Genomic DNA, 16106 nt, shown 5'->3' with positions numbered 1-16106 from the left:
GTATAACAAAACATAAAAAACTCATGGTATTAGTTAGTTAAACTCAATATAAAAATAATTGCTTTTTATTATGTGATTAAGTACCACTTATTAATTGTTTATGTATTTCCTCTTTTGATTTACCTGTACGCTTCGCTATTTCATTAATATAATCTTCTGTATTAGCACTTGCCCAATCAATATTACTAACTTCCTGCCCTGTACTTGGATCAGTCACAATGACTCTTTGTTTCTTACTACCATCTGGCAGTTCATCAGTAACCACATTGACTGCATTTCTTTGAGCTTTCTGTGCACCACTAGCTAATAAGTTTCTAGTTTGTAATGCTGCTAATCGTTGCTGTGGTGTTGCATTGAAATCTGCTAATAATCTTTCTAAACTACCTACTCGTTCTGCTGCTTCGATATTAGACCCTAATAATCTTCTGCTTAAAGAATCATTTTGTAACTGGCTATTATCTAAAGCAGCTTGTTTATTGATTTGCCAATTGTCCTTACCTTGGCTATTGAGGCGATCTATAGTTTTCTTATTGGCTCTGTCAGCTTTTCTACGTTGATAATAACCACCTGTTGTAGAATCTTCGATAACAGTTGATTGTGTTCCAGCATTATAAGCAGGAATTTGTGTAGCTGCTGATTGTAAAATATCTCTAACGCTAGGGGAGTTTTGCCTTATAGAAGGAATAATACCTAAACCACTTGCGTCTTGATTAGGTGCATTACTATAGGTAGGAACACCATTTATTAATTGTTTAGTAACACCTTGTATACTAGTAGGTTCACCATTTTGTACAGAAGAAGAGGCTGTTCTTGGTATAGGACTAACAGCATTTTTACCTAGTGCTTCAAAATCAGATAGTTGCCTTGTGGAAGATGACTGAACAGGTGGGATTGATGCTATTTCAGTACCAATCCTACTAGCAGAAGGATAATTGTTTGTATAAGGATTCATACCTAATAATTTTCGGAATGAGCCTCTTAATCCATCTGCTTGATAAGCATAATTTTTAGCTTCATTATTCCATTGTTGTAATTGCTCTGGACTAGGTTTTGGTAGATTAGCTGATTGATTTAATAATTGCCTAGTTAAACCTTGATTATTTCGTCTCTGTAGTAAAAGATCATCAGATAAGGCCACTGGCGACCTCCTTTAATCTCTCTTCTACTTCTGTTGAATAACTATATATTCCTGTAGTATCTTTTTTTTCTTTTAATTTAGCTAAAAAACTCTCAAGTCCATTGATAATATTGTTATTAATATTACCACCAAATTCTATATAAACTTTTTCACCATCTATTACTGAACACAGAAAAAACTCTAAATCTTTATCATTTAAACAAATTTCTGCATTCTGTGCTGCCTCTAGTGCAAAGGCAAAAGCTGTACCGTGTTTAGTTGCCATAATCCTACCTATCATAAATGAATAATAGATAAAACTATGTCCCTTTATAGCCTTGTCAAGTATTTATTGCCATTTTGCTTGATCAAAGCTATCTATAATTTCCTGAGTCAACAAATCATATAAGTCTTCATTACCATCTGTTAAAAGCAATTCTTTTGGTTTCTCTTTTCTTTTCATAGAATTATTGTTAGTAGAGTTAGTATTTTTCCTTTTTCCATCACCAAAAATATCATCAAACATATTAGAAAAATCATGTTTATTCTTTTCATCATCTGGAAAAAGAATAATATATTGATCATTTTTCTTAGTTAGTTTCATCGTAAAATCAAAGCGGACTTTTTCCTTTGATTCTTTACTTTCATCCAAATAAAGTCTAAAAGTAAAGCCTACAGCATCCTCTCTTTCGTAAGTAGGTATCCATCCATTATAAAAACGCCCTTCACTTAATCCTCCATAACGTAAATATTTACGTGGCCTTTCTTCATCATCCACAACTGCTATAAATTCTTCATCTTTAATACCAAGATGATCTGCAAAACCTTCATAAATCTCTATTACTTTATTACGGAACTTATCCCAATAGTCCTGTTTAGATTGATTATATGCTTTATATGCAGACCGAAGTGTTGCCATATCAACCATACTGTGTACCTATTAAATTTAAAAATAGGAATATTATATACTAAATAGAGTTAGCTGATGAAAGTAGCAACAAGGTGCATTTTTTTTATACTTATACCTTTTCTTTTTTTGTTTAGATAACTTGAACTTAAATAATTGGAATTGTTTTGGCAGTAGATCATCTTCATTTAGATTGAGTGCCTTACACCAACCAGAGCCACGCTGAACACGTTTTTTAACGGTTTCCCAAGATACCCCTTTTCTATCTGCCCATTCAATAGCTGGTTTTACAATGCCATTGTATTCAACAGGTTCATATTTTGAACACCAAAAAGCTGCCATGAACAACACCTACTTGCATATTTTTTGATCTTTAAGAGAAATTAAAATATCAGTTGAAAACTTCCCTTTTATACTGTCTAAAAGAGTTAATATATTTTCAGGAATATCAACACCTCTCTTTTTTAATAGTGTTATACAATCCACTATTAGCTGATATTGATTCCCGTATTTTTGTTCAAATTGTTTTTTATAGGGATGAATGGCTATGGCTGTACCATTATCTTGATGATGTCCTGCACATAACGGTAAAACTAGCCAGTGAGCATTTTTCTTAGTACGCCCTTCGATATGGTGAATAGAGCAATAATTATTAAATTTACCTTCTTTAATACAGGCAATACAGCCAACAAATTGAGCAAGATTGTCCCAATAGCGTTTTTGGCTATCTGTTACTGAGCGTCCTTGTATCATATATTTCTTTTTCCATAGATAGCGTTCATTAAGTCTTGCGGATGAGGAAGTAATAAACCAAAACTAGCACAGTAAGCATCTAGCATTTCTAAATATTTGGTCATTTTTTTGGTATTAAATTTACTGGTTCTAGTACGTTCTTGAATAGATACAGTTTCTCCATTAGGTAGAGTTATTTCTTTATTAACTGTAGGGCATAACCTTTCGACCATTGTTTCATGCCAATCAAAGGCTGAAGCGGTAATACCTGAATGATCGAACATAAACTTTTGTATTTCATTATTCCAAAGCCACAAAAGTCTATTTTGTGCAGCTGTTCTGCTATTTTTCTGATCTTCAATGATTATTTTCTTAGGTATGGTTAAATCCAATGCAGTAAAGAAATTAATAAAACTATTTTTATCAAATTCATTTTTAATGGTGAGTTCTTTTTTCTCCATTGCTTTACAATTCATCGTTTTATCTCCTTTTCCTGTATCTATCAGAAAAGCTATTATCATTGGTATCTTCTGGGTCTGGCTGCCAACCTTTAACCAGTAGATCAAAGCGACTCATAGTTCCATTAAATGCCATAAATACGGTGGTCACTTCACCATCTCGATATTTGCCTAAAATTGCTTCTGCAATTCCCTTGTAACGGCTATTTTCTTTGTTATACACTTCGTCTCGATAGAGAAAGATGATGACATCAGCATCTTGCTCAATTGCACCTGACTCTCTTAAGTCACTTAATATGGGACGTTTATTAGCTCTTTGTTCTAGTTGTCTATTGAGTTGTGAAAGTAAAACCACAGGAATATTGAGTTCACGAGCAAGTAACTTACATTGACGTGACATTTCACTGACTTCTGTTACTCGATTTTCATTTTTCCCTGTTCCCTGCATCAGTTGTAAATAGTCAACCACTAATAAATCTAGGCCATACTTTAATTTATGCCTACGGGCAATTGAGCGTAATTGCATAATATTGATATTTGGCCTATCTGCCATATATAATTTCGAGTTTGCAATTAGGTTACTGGCTGAAGCCAGTTGTGAAGCGTAGTTACAAGCAGCCTGACCAGTTTTTAGCTCAGTTAATGGAATACTACCAACAGAGGCTAATGCCCTATCCATTAACTTGCCATTGGTCATTTCAAGACTAACAATAAGCGTAGATTTATTTGCATGGATGGCATTATGGGTAGCTATGTTCATGGCTAATACTGTCTTACCCATCGATGGCCTTGCAGCAATCACTATTAGCTCTCCAGCTTTTAATCCCATTAGCTTATCATCTAGGTCACTTAGTCCTGTTGATAAACCATCAATTTGCCCACCTAAATCAAAACGTCTTTGTAGTTCTTCCACATGATCTCTCATTACGTCGCTAGCATGGACTACATCATGTGAAGTGGTGGATGAATCTAGCGATAATGCTTTGCTTTGAATAAGACTAATCTTATCTGGTAGGTCTTGTTTAGATAGTGCTATCTCTCTTGCTACCAGTCCTAATTTTTCTATTTCTCGACAGACTGAACGTTCTCTGACAATATCAGCATATAACTTAGCATTAACAACACTGGGTGTATTTTTAGCAATTTCAACTAAATAAATTAATGGATTAGTTACTTCACCATTAGAGAATCTAAGTAACTCTATAGTTTCTGCAACACTAATTACATCAATTTGAATATTTTTTTTATAAAGATTTAATATAGCTCGGTAGATTTCACTATGTTCTGAATAATAAAAATCTTCTGCCACTAGATCAGTTGAAATAATATCAATTAGTTCAGGTCGTAATAGCAATGCCCCTATGACACTTTGCTCTGCCTCTCTACTAAATAACTCAGACATATTTACCTTCAACTACTTTGACAAAATTATTAGGACTAATTAACCACTCAAAATCTGCCTTAAATGATTTACTCCTCTCTTTAGGGATGGAATTACCTAGTAAGAATTGAGATTTTCTAACAAATTTAAAATAATCCTCCCAAAATGCTAAACTTTGGTGGTTTTTATGTTCTCGCCAACGAGCATTTAGATAGCGTTTTCGCTTCTCAGTAAGAATGGCTACCCTTGGTAGTTCTGGCAGTATTTCTTCATAGAGTTCTACAATTTTTTGATAAGGGCAATTTGGCGTATTTTGTTTTTTATTTTTAGGTTGAATAGTATTAGGTATATTTTCTTCTGAACAATCATCATCAAGTTGGGCGATTTTTTTATCGTCAACAAATACTGATTTATCAGTATTAAAAATATCTGTTGTATTCTCTGATGTATTCTCTGTATATAACGAACTGCCCAATGAGTTATTGCCGAAATTACCAATAGGATTTTCCCCAAATGCCGTTTGGGAATATGGCGAGTTTTCAATAGTGTTTTCTAAAAGTTCATTAACACGATCGAGATTTATCTTATAATAGATTCTATGTTCTAATCGTTTATTTGTCTCACTTAGTACACCTAATGCTATTAATTGTTTTCTAGCCGTTAGTTGTTCTTTATAGGTAAGCCCTGTTTCCTCTGTAATTTCTTCGGTAGTTTTATAAATACCTAATTCTGAATGAGCTTTATCATGCCAATAAAAAAATTGGCAGAATAAAACTGTAGCTGTCACACTTTTAAATTGCTTTACTAAATTAGGATAATAAGCAACAGGCCGACCAAGCTGCCTTAATACATCAGTTGCTTTCATTTACTGCCCCATAATCAAAATGATATGAATCTGCTCTAAATCTTGTCTTTTTTATACTATTTCTTCTGGTGGAAACACATCATCAAAACAACAATCAATGCCTAACTTATTTAGTGTAGAGATTATTTTTCTAGCATCGGGAATACTGGGTGTCCTTTTTCGTTTTTCATAATGACTGATAGTTGACTGGCAAAAACCTGCTTTATGTCCAAACGCTTTTTGGGAAAGCTTTAAACGTTTTCTATATTTTGTAAGGGGTGACATTCCAATTCCTTCCAATAAAAAATATTACATATCGAAATGATTTTTAACGATTATCTTGTACCTATTGCAAAAACAAGTACACGTTGTAATACTATTAAAAAGAATGACTGGAAAATACTTGCTGGAGCAAAAATCAATAAGCTAGGAATTTTTCAATATAATCTAGCTGAAGAAAAAATTACTCTTGATAAAAATCACACATAGATATAACCCTAGTTATACAATCAATATCATCAACTACATTTTTAAGTTAATTGTATAGATGCATCATAATCATTAATGTACTTTCACTACATATAAATAAATGTAATAATGTATAAATGAAGAAATCGGAACTCATAAGAGAACAATTCTCAAAAAGATTAAAACAAGCCCTTGCTCAAAATGGTAAAGATGGTTGGGGTAGTGGTACTTTTTTAAAAAATATTACTGGAGTCACCCAAAAAGCTGCTAATAACTGGTTGAATGGTGAATCTATACCTAATAAAGAAAAAATAACTCTTATATCAAAAGCATTAGGTATCTCAAGTGCATGGTTAGAATATGGAGAAGATGAAACTAGCCATTTTTCTACTAGTCTTTCAGGTTTTAAAAATATAAAGTCTGAAATGATCGAAGTATTCTATTATCCAGTTATAGAATGGAATGATATAGAAAATTTTTTAGATGGGCATTTATCTCAAAGTAAATTAAAAAAAACCGTATCTACAAAAAAGATAGAACAAGGTTTCTGGCTCGAAGTTAAAGATGATCTTATGAGTAATCCCAGTCTACCATCCTTTCCAAAAGGTTCATTAATTCTTGTCGATAAAAATTATAATCAATTAGAAAATGGAAAATTTTTATTAATTCAACTATTAAATGGTGATAAAATTTTTAGACAAATTGTAAAAAACTCAAATAACACTTATTTAAAGACATTAAATGAAAAATATTTACCTGTTTTAATTAAGGATGATGATGGTAAAGTTTTAGGAAAAATCACTGATTTATATATACAAATATTAGATTAATAATATACCTTTATAAATAAATTCATTGAGACTCATCGTCTTTGCTTATTGGTAATGTGATATCACTCTTTTTCTCAACTACACTCAAATATATTGTTCTTCGTTAGTGAATCCATAAATTAAAAAACAATAATTTATTATTTAATTCATATAGATATAAATAAAATGTATTAATAATACATAATAATATGTAGTTTTTCTTTACAAATATGTATTTTAACTTCATAATTATTTCAACAAATGAAATAATCTATTGAGGATTCCTAAAATGCTCAGTCAAGTTCAAGAATTATTAGAAAACAGAACATGTAATAACTTAATTATTCCTACTAATTATGCATTAGATGCTGCTGCGGAAGCTATCAACGGTTTAGTTGGAAATAACCTTACTGCTGATATTGATCTTTATGCAGCAATTGAACGTAAAGACTGGAATGAAGTTAGTCGCATTTATCAAACAGTTTTTAGACCACACCTTAAAAAATTTGCAGAAGAAACAATTTTAAAAGTACTTGGTAAACAAGCTGCTTAGGAGAACATCATGTTTGATTTAGTTAAAGCTGCTGAAATTTCTGTATTACAAGCAAAGGTAGTACAACAAGAACCGAGGTTACAACCCTATTTTGAATATGGTTTTGGCTCTGTATCTGCATCCATTAAAAACTCAAAAGGTCATGTGTTAATGAACCTTTATGTTTCTGAAGATACAGAAAATGCCCAAAGGGAAATAGATCACTATCACCAAAAATTATTACTTATGTTAATGCCATGATTTTATTTCTAAAAAGTCAGGTTAAAAAATTGTAGTTTTTTTACTATCCGCTTAATACAGAAGGTTTGTAAGCCTCTCCCATTAGCAACAGTGGTATTAAGCAAAATGAATACTAGCAGAGGTATTGAGAATGTCATCGAACAATCAACCAAGTAAAACACATTTTAGAAAGGCTTTTAAGTCACCGTACTTAAGCAGTGCCGATATAGTTGAACCCATTGTACTCACTATTAAGTATGTGGTACTGGAGTTAGACAAGACCAAGAAAACAAAAGAAGCGTTTAATACGGCTTATTTTGTAGAAAAAGAAATTAGAGTAGGTGAACCATTAAAACCTATGATTTTAAATGTCTCTAATAGTAAGGTTATGAGACAACTCACTGGCTCTTCATTTTTAGAAGATTGGCAAGATGTAAAAGTTACTATCTATGTTGATAGTAATGTTAAATTTGGTCGTGATACGGTAGAAGGTTTAAGGATTTCACCCTTTAGCTCTGAAAAGGTAAGGTTATTACCTGAGCATACAGTTCAATGGGAAAATGCTAAAAAATCCTATAAGAAAAATGGCAATTTAGACAAAGTGCTTGCTAAAGTCAGTATGTCTCAAGAACACCAAGCTCAACTAATTGAGGAGTGTAGCTATGAAATGGCATAACATTCAGCAAAATAGTGAAGCTTGGGAGCAGGTCAGACTAGGAAAAGTCACTGCCTCTAATTTTGGCCATATCATGGCCAATGATGGTGGTGCATTTGGTGATACAGCAAAGAAATATGCTTTACAAGTAGCTTTAGAGTTAGCTACAGGTCAAAAAGCAGAACATAGCTTTAGTAATAGACACATGGAAAGAGGCCATGAACAAGAACCAGTAGCAAGGATGCTTTACGAAAATACCTATTTTGTTGATGTGACTAATGGTGGCTTTTTTGATCATAGCGATTATGGTGACTCACCTGATGGGCTGGTTGATGACGATGGTGTAATCGAAATTAAAAGTGTAATTGCTTCAACTCATTATGCCACTCTTAAAAGAAAATCCTTTGATCCTACCTATAGATGGCAATTGATAGGCCACTTAGATTGTACCAATAGAGATTGGGTAGACTTTATAAGTTATTGCTCTGATTTTCCAGAAGATTCAAGGTTATTTGTTTACCGACTTAATAGAAGTGATTATTTAGAGGATATAGAAAGATTGAGAGAAAGACGATCACAGTTTATTAAGTTAGTACAGGATGTTTTACGCAATATTCGGAGTAACTACTAGCACAATACCTCTTTAGTTGGAAATCGAATTACGTATGACCGATAAAATTAATTACTGGTTTAGTTGTAGAACTTTCTCTACTAAGTCAGTAATTAAAAAAGTAATTTAATTCTTAGTAAAGAGGGGCTAGATGACTGAATCACAAGAGGAAAAAGGCGGTAAATCAATATTTGTTAGCAAAGAACTTTTAGAAGAATTAACTGGATATAAAGCACCATACAAACAAATAGAGTGGCTTACTCGCAAAAACTACCCTTTTGAAGTTAATGGTGCTAACCATCCAAAGCTTTTAATGGAAGTAATGTTCAGTAAGTTAGGCTCACCATCCACTAAAACGATTGAAGATGAACCTAAACAAAAATGGAAACTAGATTTAAGTAAATTGACTTAAGGCCATTGTATAGTATATGAGAAAGAAAAAACCTGAAAATAGGGACTTACCTCCTCATATGTTTAGACGAAACAGATTGCTTAAAAATGGCAAAATGTGGATTGGTTATTATTATGACTGTCGAAAAAATGGGAAACGGAAAGAAATCCCTTTAGGTACTGATCTTGATAAAGCAAAAATAAAATGGGCTGAACTTGAAATGACAGAGGCTCCCAAAGATATTAAAACTTTAGGCTATGTATTTGACAGATATGAAAATGAAATTATACCTAGTAAAGCACCTAAAACCCAAAGTGACAACAGGGATTCATTAAGACAACTAAGAAAAGTATTTGATGATGCACCAATTGATGAAATAACCTCCCATCATATAGCGCAGTACCGTGACGCAAGGACTGCCAAAGTAAGAGCTAATAGAGAAATGTCTTTGCTTTCCCATATTTATAATATAGCTAAAGAATGGGGGTATGTAACATATAATCCTGTTACTGGTGTACGTAAAAATAAAGAAAAACTAAGAGATTACTATGCCGATGATGAAGTATTTCTTGCAGTATATAAACATGCTCCTCAAGAACTAAAAGATGCGATGATGATTGCCTATTTTACTGGTCAGCGTCCAGCAGATGCTATAAAAATCAGGTTATCACATATTACGGAAGATCATTTATTTATAGGACAAAATAAAACAACTCACAAATTAAGAATCAAGCTTAACAATGAAACTGGACGTACTGGTTTAGGATTACTTATTGATGATATTTTGAAAAGAAAAAATGATAGTTCTCCCTACTTAATTACTATTAAAGACAGAGGCATGACCTACTCAATGCGAAGGTATAGATTCGAAAATGCCAGAAACACAGCTATCAACGAAGCTCTAGCGAATAATGATGAAGAGTTTGCAAAGCATATTAAAGAGTTCCAATTTAAAGATTTACGTCCCAAAGCAGCTAGTGATATGAATAATATTGAATTAGCCAGTAAGCTACTAGGCCATACAAAAGAGGAAATTACTAAGAAGATTTATATTAGGGTTGGTCAAGAAGTAGAGCCAGTAAATAGAGGCATTAGTAACAAATAATTGCGGAAACTCGTTAAATAATTGCGGAAATGATTTGTTTTTTTCATACAGTTATTTAAAAACAAAAAAGCCCTGTATCTATTGTGATACAGGGCATATCTGGCGGAAGCGCAGAGATTCGAACTCTGGGAGGGCGTTAACCCTCGCCGGTTTTCAAGACCGGTGCTTTAAACCAACTCAGCCACACTTCCGTTTCGGACGCATATAATACCCGATTGTTACAGTCTGTCAAATATTATCTGTTGTTTTTTTTTGATAAATGTATATTATCTAACTTATTAAAATTACAAATTACTACTTAACTTAACAATTACTACTGGATTCACAATATTTAGGAGCTGTATTTATGAATGATCGTTATAAGTCTCACGAGCCAACTACTTACACAATGGCTAGTGATAATTATGTGATGGAACATGCCAGTCAACTTTTAGTAAGCAAGGTTTTACGTAATACATATGCCCTACTAGCACTAACTTTAACTTTTTCTGCTATTTGTTGCTTAATCGCTATGGCTGCCAATTTTAGACAATTAAATATTTTTGTCTTTTTTGCAGGTGCATGGGGCTTAATGTTTTTAACTACAAAATTAAGAAACTCTATTTGGGGTTTAGCCAGTCTTTTTGCTTTCACTGGTTTTATGGGGTTTTCAATAGCACCAGCTATTAATTATTACTTATACCTTCCTAATGGTGCCAACATAGTATTTACTGCTTTTGCTCTAACTGCTTTTGCTTTCTTTGGTCTTTCTGCTTTTGTATTGATTACACGTAAAGACATGAGCTTTTTGGGCAATTTTATAGTAGTAGGTGCATTTATAATACTTGGCGCTATTGCTCTATTTTTTATAGCACCACTTTTTGGTTACTATATTCCAGGGCTATCCTTAGCTATTAGTGCAGGTATTATTTTAATTTCTGCTGCTGGTATTTTATGGAAAACCAGTGCCATCGTTCATGGGGGAGAAACTAACTATATTATGGCTACTATGTCATTATTTATGGATATCTATTTTATGTTTGTTCATTTATTGAATATTTTAGGTATTGCTTCTAACGACTAATACTCCCTTTAGCTCAAAAAGCCCGCTTTGCGGGCTTTTTTATATAAGTACTTATGAAATTTACTATTGCTATCTACTCTCCACCACAAAGCTCTGCCTCTAGAAGAGCATTACACTTTTCTCAAACTGTATTGCAAACAGGCCATACTATTGAGCGTTTATTTTTTTACCAGCAAGGCGTTTATAATGCTGTTAGTAGTATAGTAACGCCTCAGGATGAATTTGATATTCGCTTAGCATGGCAAACCTTTATTGAGGAAAATAATTTAGATGCTGTTGTCTGTATTGCAGCTGCATTACGTCGTGGCCAATTAGATACAACGGAAGCAAAACGTTATCAAAAAACAGCTATTACTATCTCGCCACCTTGGCAATTATCAGGATTAGGGCAATTGCATGAAGCCATCCAGAATAGTGATCGTTTTGTTTGCTTTGGGGGTAATGCTTAATGGCTAAGTCGATGTTAATCATTTGTAAACAGGGTCCTTGGAGCAATATTTCTGTTAGGGAAACACTAGATTTGGCTTTAGCGGGTGGTGCTTTTGAATTACCTATTAGCTTACTCTTTCTAGAAGATGGCGTTTTTCAATTAGTAGCGAATCAACAAGCTAAAACTATTCAGCAAAAAGATATATCCGCTAACTTACAAGCGCTGCCATTGTTTGGTATTGATGAGTTATTAGTAGCCGAACAGAGCCTACAGCAACGAAGCTTAACCACAGAGCAATTGATTTTACCAACCAAGCTTATACCACAACAGCAATTAGCTCATTTATTAACTCAATATGATGTAGTGGTAACTAGCTAATGAGTACATTACATTTATTTAATGAAAGTCCTTTCACAGGCAATCAATTTGAACAAGCTTTAGCTTTTGTTAGCCCAGCAGATGCTGTTTTATTAACAGGTGATGCCGTTTATGCTTTACTAGCCAATACCGCCCCTCTTAAATTGCTACGAGAGTCAACTATTATTATTTATGCTTTAGATGAAGATATTGTGACTAGAGCAGTGCAAATTGGCTTAGATAATGTCAAAATAATCAATTATCAACAATTTGTAGAGCTATGTACTCAATATTTAAAAGTTGTTAGTTGGCTATGATAATAACCGTTGAGCAGAAACCGATTGAATTAGATGATGAAGGCTATCTTGTTAATTTACAAGATTGGTCTACTGTTGTTGCTGAAAAATTAGCAGAGCTAGAATCTATTACATTAACTGAACCACATTGGCAAATTATTAATTTGTTACGCCAATTTTATCAACAGTATGAACTTTCTCCTGCTAATCGGCCACTAATCAAATATTTAAGCCAACATTTAGATAAAGAACAAGCCAATAGCTTACAACTCAATTTACTATTTAAAGGAAGCCCTGCTAAGCTTGCTGCTAAGTTAGCAGGCTTACCAAAACCGACTAATTGCCTATGAATCAGACTATCACACCCACAAAATCTATTACTGAACATCCATTTGCTGAATATATTCGTATTTTGGGTAAAGGCCAAAATGGCTCTCGCCACTTAACCTTTGCTGAAGCTGAAACAGTTATGAATATGATTCTAGAAAATAAAGTAGAAGATGTTCAACTAGGTGCTTTCTTATTATTACTACGCTATCAACAAGAAACTTTTGAAGAGTTAGCAGGCTTCGCAAAAGCAGTACGTGCCCATACGCAAGCTCCTAAAATATCTGTAGATATTGATTGGCCAAGCTATGCAGGTAAGAAAAGACATTACCCTTGGTATTTATTAGCGGCCAAACTATTAGCCAAACAAGGTGTTTCTATACTGTTACATGGTGCAGGACAACACACCAGTGATCGTTTTTATACAGAACAATTTTTACCCGTTTTAAACATCAATGATTGCAAAGATTGGCAACAAGTAGAACGATCGTTAAAAGATCAACATATTGCTTTTATTGGCTTACAACATTTTTCACCCAAACTACAACAAATTATTGAGTTAAGGCCTTTACTCGGTGTGCGCTCACCTATCCATTCACTGGTTCGTTTATTAAACCCTTTACAGGCACGTTGTAGTTTACAAAGTATTTTTCACCCTAACTATCAAGCGATTCATCAGCAAGCTAGTCAATTATTGGGTGATAACACTATTATCATTAAAGGTGAAGGTGGTGAAAACGAGGTGAGAGCAGATAATAATTGTGTGCTATTAGGAACAAGCAATGGTTCCTTATGGCAAGAAACTTGGCCTGCCTTAACTGAACAACGATTATTAAAACCAAGCGAAATCAATCCAGATCATCTTATTGCGGTGTGGCAAAAAAAGGTGAAAGATGAATACGCAGATTTAGCAATACCTGCTACTATAGCGCTCGCTTTTAGAGGGCTAGGCATGACCAGAGAACAGGCGCTAACAGAAGCCAATCAGCTATGGCAACTACATCATTAGTTATCAGGCTCACTTGCCCATATTAAAAAATATTAAGATTTTATAGATAATGTGTTAATGGAGTTATTATGATCACCAAATGTCTTTTCCCTGCTGCTGGATACGGAACACGTTTTTTACCTGTTACCAAAGCCATGCCAAAGGAAATGTTGCCTATTGTTAATAAGCCACTTATTCAATACGCAGTAGAAGAGGCAAAAAATGCAGGCTTAAAAAACATGGCTATTGTAACAGGCCGTGGCAAAAGAGCCTTAGAAGATCATTTTGATATCAGTTATGAATTAGAAAGCCAAATTGCTGGTTCATCTAAAGAACATTTATTAAACAGTATTCGTGATTTAATCACTCATTGTACATTCTCTTACACACGCCAAGTTGAAATGAAAGGCTTAGGCCATGCCATTTTAACGGGTAAACAATTGATTGGTGATGAAGCTTTTGCTGTCGTACTAGCCGATGACCTTTGCCTTAATTTAGAAGGTGATGGTGTATTAGCTCAGATGGTTAAATTATATAAACAATTCCGTTGCTCTATTGTGGCTGTAGAAGAAGTACCTAAAGCAGAAATAAGCCGCTATGGTGTTATTGAGGGTAATATGATTACAGAAGGTTTATATACCGTCACTAATATGGTTGAAAAACCAGCACCAGAAGAAGCACCTTCTAATCTTGCGATTATTGGTCGTTATATTTTAACCCCTGATATCTTTGATATTTTAGAAAACACACCACCTGGTAAAAATGGTGAAATACAAATTACGGATGCATTATTAACCCAAGCTAAAAACGGTTGTGTAATTGCCTATAAATTCCAAGGTCGTCGTTTTGATTGTGGTAGTGCAGAGGGCTTTGTTGAAGCTACTAACTTTTGTTATGAAAACATTTACAAGAACGAAATTTAAGGATAAACCATGAGCACACTTACCTGTTTCAAAGCCTATGATATCCGTGGACAATTAGGTACAGAACTAAACGAAGAAATCGCTTATCGTATTGCCCGCGCTTTTGCTCAATGGCTAAAGCCGAAGTCTATTGTGTTAGGCGGCGATATCCGCGCTACATCTGCTAGTTTAAAAGCAGCTTTAGCTAATGGCTTAAGGGATGAAGGTGTTGATGTATTTGATCTTGGTTTAACAGGCACAGAGGAAATTTACTTTGCCACTACCCACCTTCAAACATCTGGTGGTATTGAAGTCACTGCTTCCCATAATCCAATTGATTACAACGGCTTTAAATTTGTTAGAGAACAATCAAAGCCAATCTCAGCTGATACAGGTCTTAAAGAGATTCAGGCTATTGCTGAAACCTTGTCTTACGATTTAGTAGATGGTCGAGATCCTAGTATTAGTGAGAGTAATCGAGGTAGTTACCAACAAGTTAACACCAGAGACGACTATACAAAACACTTATTGTCTTATGTTGATCTAACAGCACTTAAACCATTAAAACTAGTGGTTAATCCTGGCAATGGTGTAGCTGGTCCTGTAGTAGATGTATTAGAAAAAGCTCTTAAAAAAGCCAACGCACCTATCGAGTTTATTAGAATTAATTTTGAACCAGATGGTACTTTCCCTAATGGTATTCCCAATCCTATTTTAGTAGAAAATCGTGATGTCACCCGTAATGCGGTACTAGCACATAAAGCTGATATGGGTATTGCATGGGATGGTGATTTTGATCGCTGTTTTCTATTTGATGAACAAGGCCAATTTATTGAAGGTTACTATATTGTTGGCTTACTAGCAGAAGCTTTTTTACAAAAAGAACAAGGCGCCAGCATTATTCTTGATCCTCGTATGACTTGGAACACCTTAGAAATTATTGCCAATAATAATGGTAAAGCAGTGACTACTAAGGCAGGCCATGCATTTATTAAAGAAACTATGCGTAAACATGATGCCATTTATGGTGGCGAAATGAGTGCTCATCATTATTTTCGTGATTTCTTCTACTGTGACAGCGGTATGATTCCTTGGTTATTAATTATTGAATTAATGAGTCGTAAACAACAACCGCTTTCTGCACTGGTTAATGAGCGTATTGCTGCTTACCCTTCTTCAGGTGAGATTAATCTAACCGTAACTGATGCTAAAAAAGTAATGGCTAGTGTTGAACAACACTATGGCAAAAATGCTAAACAAATCGAGCATATTGATGGTGTAGGCATTGATTATGAAGATTGGCGTTTTAATTTACGTGCTTCTAATACCGAACCTGTTATTCGTCTAAATGTAGAAAGCCGCAATAACCCTCAATTATTAAAAGAAAAAACACAGGAATTACTAAGCTTTATTAGACAAATTTAATAGAAAAATGACCTATAGACTAAATTATTAGCCCATAGGTCATCAATTAGATGAGTTATCATAAAAAAC

24 protein-coding genes and 1 tRNA gene are annotated in these 16106 nt (G+C 34.0%); 15 read left to right on the top strand and 10 right to left on the bottom strand.

The window, feature by feature from the left end; all coding sequences use genetic code 11:
• Positions 1–76 precede the first annotated feature (76 nt).
• The 9 genes from MTZ49_RS07130 to MTZ49_RS07090 all read right to left on the bottom strand — a co-directional run bounded on the left by MTZ49_RS07130 (position 77) and on the right by MTZ49_RS07090 (position 5724).
• The gene (locus MTZ49_RS07130; RefSeq protein WP_264747648.1) at positions 77–1138 is read right to left on the bottom strand and encodes a hypothetical protein; all 1062 of its coding nucleotides are present in this window, start codon (positions 1136–1138) and stop codon (positions 77–79) included.
• Complete coding sequence (locus MTZ49_RS07125; protein ID WP_264747647.1) at positions 1125–1403, bottom strand: hypothetical protein; 279 nt, start codon at positions 1401–1403, stop codon at positions 1125–1127. Before MTZ49_RS07125 ends, MTZ49_RS07130 begins: the two co-directional genes overlap by 14 nt.
• A gap of 63 nt (positions 1404–1466) precedes the next feature.
• Positions 1467–2045, bottom strand: coding sequence for a hypothetical protein (locus tag MTZ49_RS07120; protein WP_264747646.1), 579 nt, complete (start codon positions 2043–2045; stop codon positions 1467–1469).
• 33 nt (positions 2046–2078) lie between these two features.
• Positions 2079–2366, bottom strand: a complete 288-nt coding sequence (locus MTZ49_RS07115) for a hypothetical protein (protein WP_264747645.1) — start codon at positions 2364–2366, stop codon at positions 2079–2081.
• Positions 2367–2375: 9 nt separating this feature from the next.
• Positions 2376–2777: a Ref family protein gene (locus MTZ49_RS07110; protein ID WP_264747644.1), complete on the bottom strand. Its 402-nt coding sequence runs from the start codon at positions 2775–2777 to the stop codon at positions 2376–2378.
• A complete protein-coding gene (locus MTZ49_RS07105) occupies positions 2774–3232 on the bottom strand; it encodes a recombination protein NinB (protein ID WP_264747643.1) in 459 nt (152 codons plus the stop codon). The genes MTZ49_RS07110 and MTZ49_RS07105 overlap by 4 nt, the downstream gene beginning before the upstream one ends.
• Positions 3233–3236: 4 nt before the next feature.
• On the bottom strand, positions 3237–4616 hold the full coding sequence (dnaB, locus tag MTZ49_RS07100) for a replicative DNA helicase (protein ID WP_264747642.1): 1380 nt from the start codon (positions 4614–4616) through the stop codon (positions 3237–3239).
• Positions 4609–5460: a hypothetical protein gene (locus MTZ49_RS07095; protein WP_264747641.1), complete on the bottom strand. Its 852-nt coding sequence runs from the start codon at positions 5458–5460 to the stop codon at positions 4609–4611. Before MTZ49_RS07095 ends, dnaB begins: the two co-directional genes overlap by 8 nt.
• A gap of 51 nt (positions 5461–5511) precedes the next feature.
• Positions 5512–5724: a helix-turn-helix transcriptional regulator gene (locus tag MTZ49_RS07090; protein WP_264747640.1), complete on the bottom strand. Its 213-nt coding sequence runs from the start codon at positions 5722–5724 to the stop codon at positions 5512–5514.
• A 320-nt stretch (positions 5725–6044) separates the two neighbouring features.
• On the opposite strand from MTZ49_RS07090, the gene MTZ49_RS07085 reads away from it, so the two are divergent.
• The 7 genes from MTZ49_RS07085 to MTZ49_RS07055 all read left to right on the top strand — a co-directional run bounded on the left by MTZ49_RS07085 (position 6045) and on the right by MTZ49_RS07055 (position 10249).
• Positions 6045–6737: a helix-turn-helix domain-containing protein gene (locus tag MTZ49_RS07085; protein WP_201091137.1), complete on the top strand. Its 693-nt coding sequence runs from the start codon at positions 6045–6047 to the stop codon at positions 6735–6737.
• A 268-nt stretch (positions 6738–7005) separates the two neighbouring features.
• The gene (locus tag MTZ49_RS07080; RefSeq protein WP_201091139.1) at positions 7006–7269 is read left to right on the top strand and encodes a hypothetical protein; all 264 of its coding nucleotides are present in this window, start codon (positions 7006–7008) and stop codon (positions 7267–7269) included.
• A gap of 9 nt (positions 7270–7278) precedes the next feature.
• Positions 7279–7509, top strand: coding sequence for a hypothetical protein (locus MTZ49_RS07075; protein WP_201091141.1), 231 nt, complete (start codon positions 7279–7281; stop codon positions 7507–7509).
• Between the two features lie 130 nt (positions 7510–7639).
• On the top strand, positions 7640–8164 hold the full coding sequence (locus MTZ49_RS07070; RefSeq protein WP_264747639.1) for a hypothetical protein: 525 nt from the start codon (positions 7640–7642) through the stop codon (positions 8162–8164).
• Positions 8151–8774 carry a lambda exonuclease family protein gene (locus tag MTZ49_RS07065; protein WP_264747638.1) on the top strand — a complete coding sequence of 208 codons (624 nt, stop codon included), beginning with the start codon at positions 8151–8153 and terminating at the stop codon, positions 8772–8774. Before MTZ49_RS07070 ends, MTZ49_RS07065 begins: the two co-directional genes overlap by 14 nt.
• 130 nt (positions 8775–8904) lie before the next feature.
• Positions 8905–9165: a DUF4224 domain-containing protein gene (locus tag MTZ49_RS07060; protein ID WP_264747637.1), complete on the top strand. Its 261-nt coding sequence runs from the start codon at positions 8905–8907 to the stop codon at positions 9163–9165.
• 16 nt (positions 9166–9181) lie between these two features.
• Entirely contained in the window at positions 9182–10249 is a 1068-nt protein-coding gene (locus tag MTZ49_RS07055; protein WP_264747636.1) for a tyrosine-type recombinase/integrase, read from the top strand.
• Between the two features lie 100 nt (positions 10250–10349).
• Here the strand turns inward: MTZ49_RS07055 and MTZ49_RS07050 are convergent.
• Positions 10350–10440 (bottom strand) — tRNA-Ser (locus MTZ49_RS07050).
• Between the two features lie 197 nt (positions 10441–10637).
• On the opposite strand from MTZ49_RS07050, the gene MTZ49_RS07045 reads away from it, so the two are divergent.
• The 8 genes from MTZ49_RS07045 (at position 10638) to MTZ49_RS07010 (ending at position 16037) form a co-directional block, all read left to right on the top strand.
• Entirely contained in the window at positions 10638–11312 is a 675-nt protein-coding gene (locus MTZ49_RS07045) for a Bax inhibitor-1 family protein (protein ID WP_264747851.1), read from the top strand.
• 53 nt (positions 11313–11365) lie between these two features.
• Positions 11366–11761: a sulfurtransferase complex subunit TusD gene (tusD, locus tag MTZ49_RS07040; RefSeq protein ID WP_264747635.1), complete on the top strand. Its 396-nt coding sequence runs from the start codon at positions 11366–11368 to the stop codon at positions 11759–11761.
• The gene (tusC, locus tag MTZ49_RS07035) at positions 11761–12120 is read left to right on the top strand and encodes a sulfurtransferase complex subunit TusC (RefSeq protein ID WP_264747634.1); all 360 of its coding nucleotides are present in this window, start codon (positions 11761–11763) and stop codon (positions 12118–12120) included. Before tusD ends, tusC begins: the two co-directional genes overlap by 1 nt.
• Positions 12120–12416: a sulfurtransferase complex subunit TusB gene (tusB, locus tag MTZ49_RS07030; RefSeq protein WP_264747633.1), complete on the top strand. Its 297-nt coding sequence runs from the start codon at positions 12120–12122 to the stop codon at positions 12414–12416. The genes tusC and tusB overlap by 1 nt, the downstream gene beginning before the upstream one ends.
• Positions 12413–12745 carry a TusE/DsrC/DsvC family sulfur relay protein gene (locus MTZ49_RS07025; RefSeq protein ID WP_264747632.1) on the top strand — a complete coding sequence of 111 codons (333 nt, stop codon included), beginning with the start codon at positions 12413–12415 and terminating at the stop codon, positions 12743–12745. Before tusB ends, MTZ49_RS07025 begins: the two co-directional genes overlap by 4 nt.
• A complete protein-coding gene (locus MTZ49_RS07020; protein ID WP_264747631.1) occupies positions 12742–13731 on the top strand; it encodes a glycosyl transferase family protein in 990 nt (329 codons plus the stop codon). Before MTZ49_RS07025 ends, MTZ49_RS07020 begins: the two co-directional genes overlap by 4 nt.
• 68 nt (positions 13732–13799) lie before the next feature.
• Entirely contained in the window at positions 13800–14633 is an 834-nt protein-coding gene (gene galU / locus MTZ49_RS07015) for a UTP--glucose-1-phosphate uridylyltransferase GalU (protein WP_264747630.1), read from the top strand.
• Positions 14634–14642: 9 nt separating this feature from the next.
• A complete protein-coding gene (locus MTZ49_RS07010; protein WP_264747629.1) occupies positions 14643–16037 on the top strand; it encodes a phosphomannomutase CpsG in 1395 nt (464 codons plus the stop codon).
• Positions 16038–16106 lie beyond the last annotated feature (69 nt).

Source organism: Entomomonas sp. E2T0 (genome assembly GCF_025985425.1).
GTDB lineage: Bacteria > Pseudomonadota > Gammaproteobacteria > Pseudomonadales > Pseudomonadaceae > Entomomonas.
This window is presented reverse-complemented; position numbering and strand designations above follow the sequence as displayed.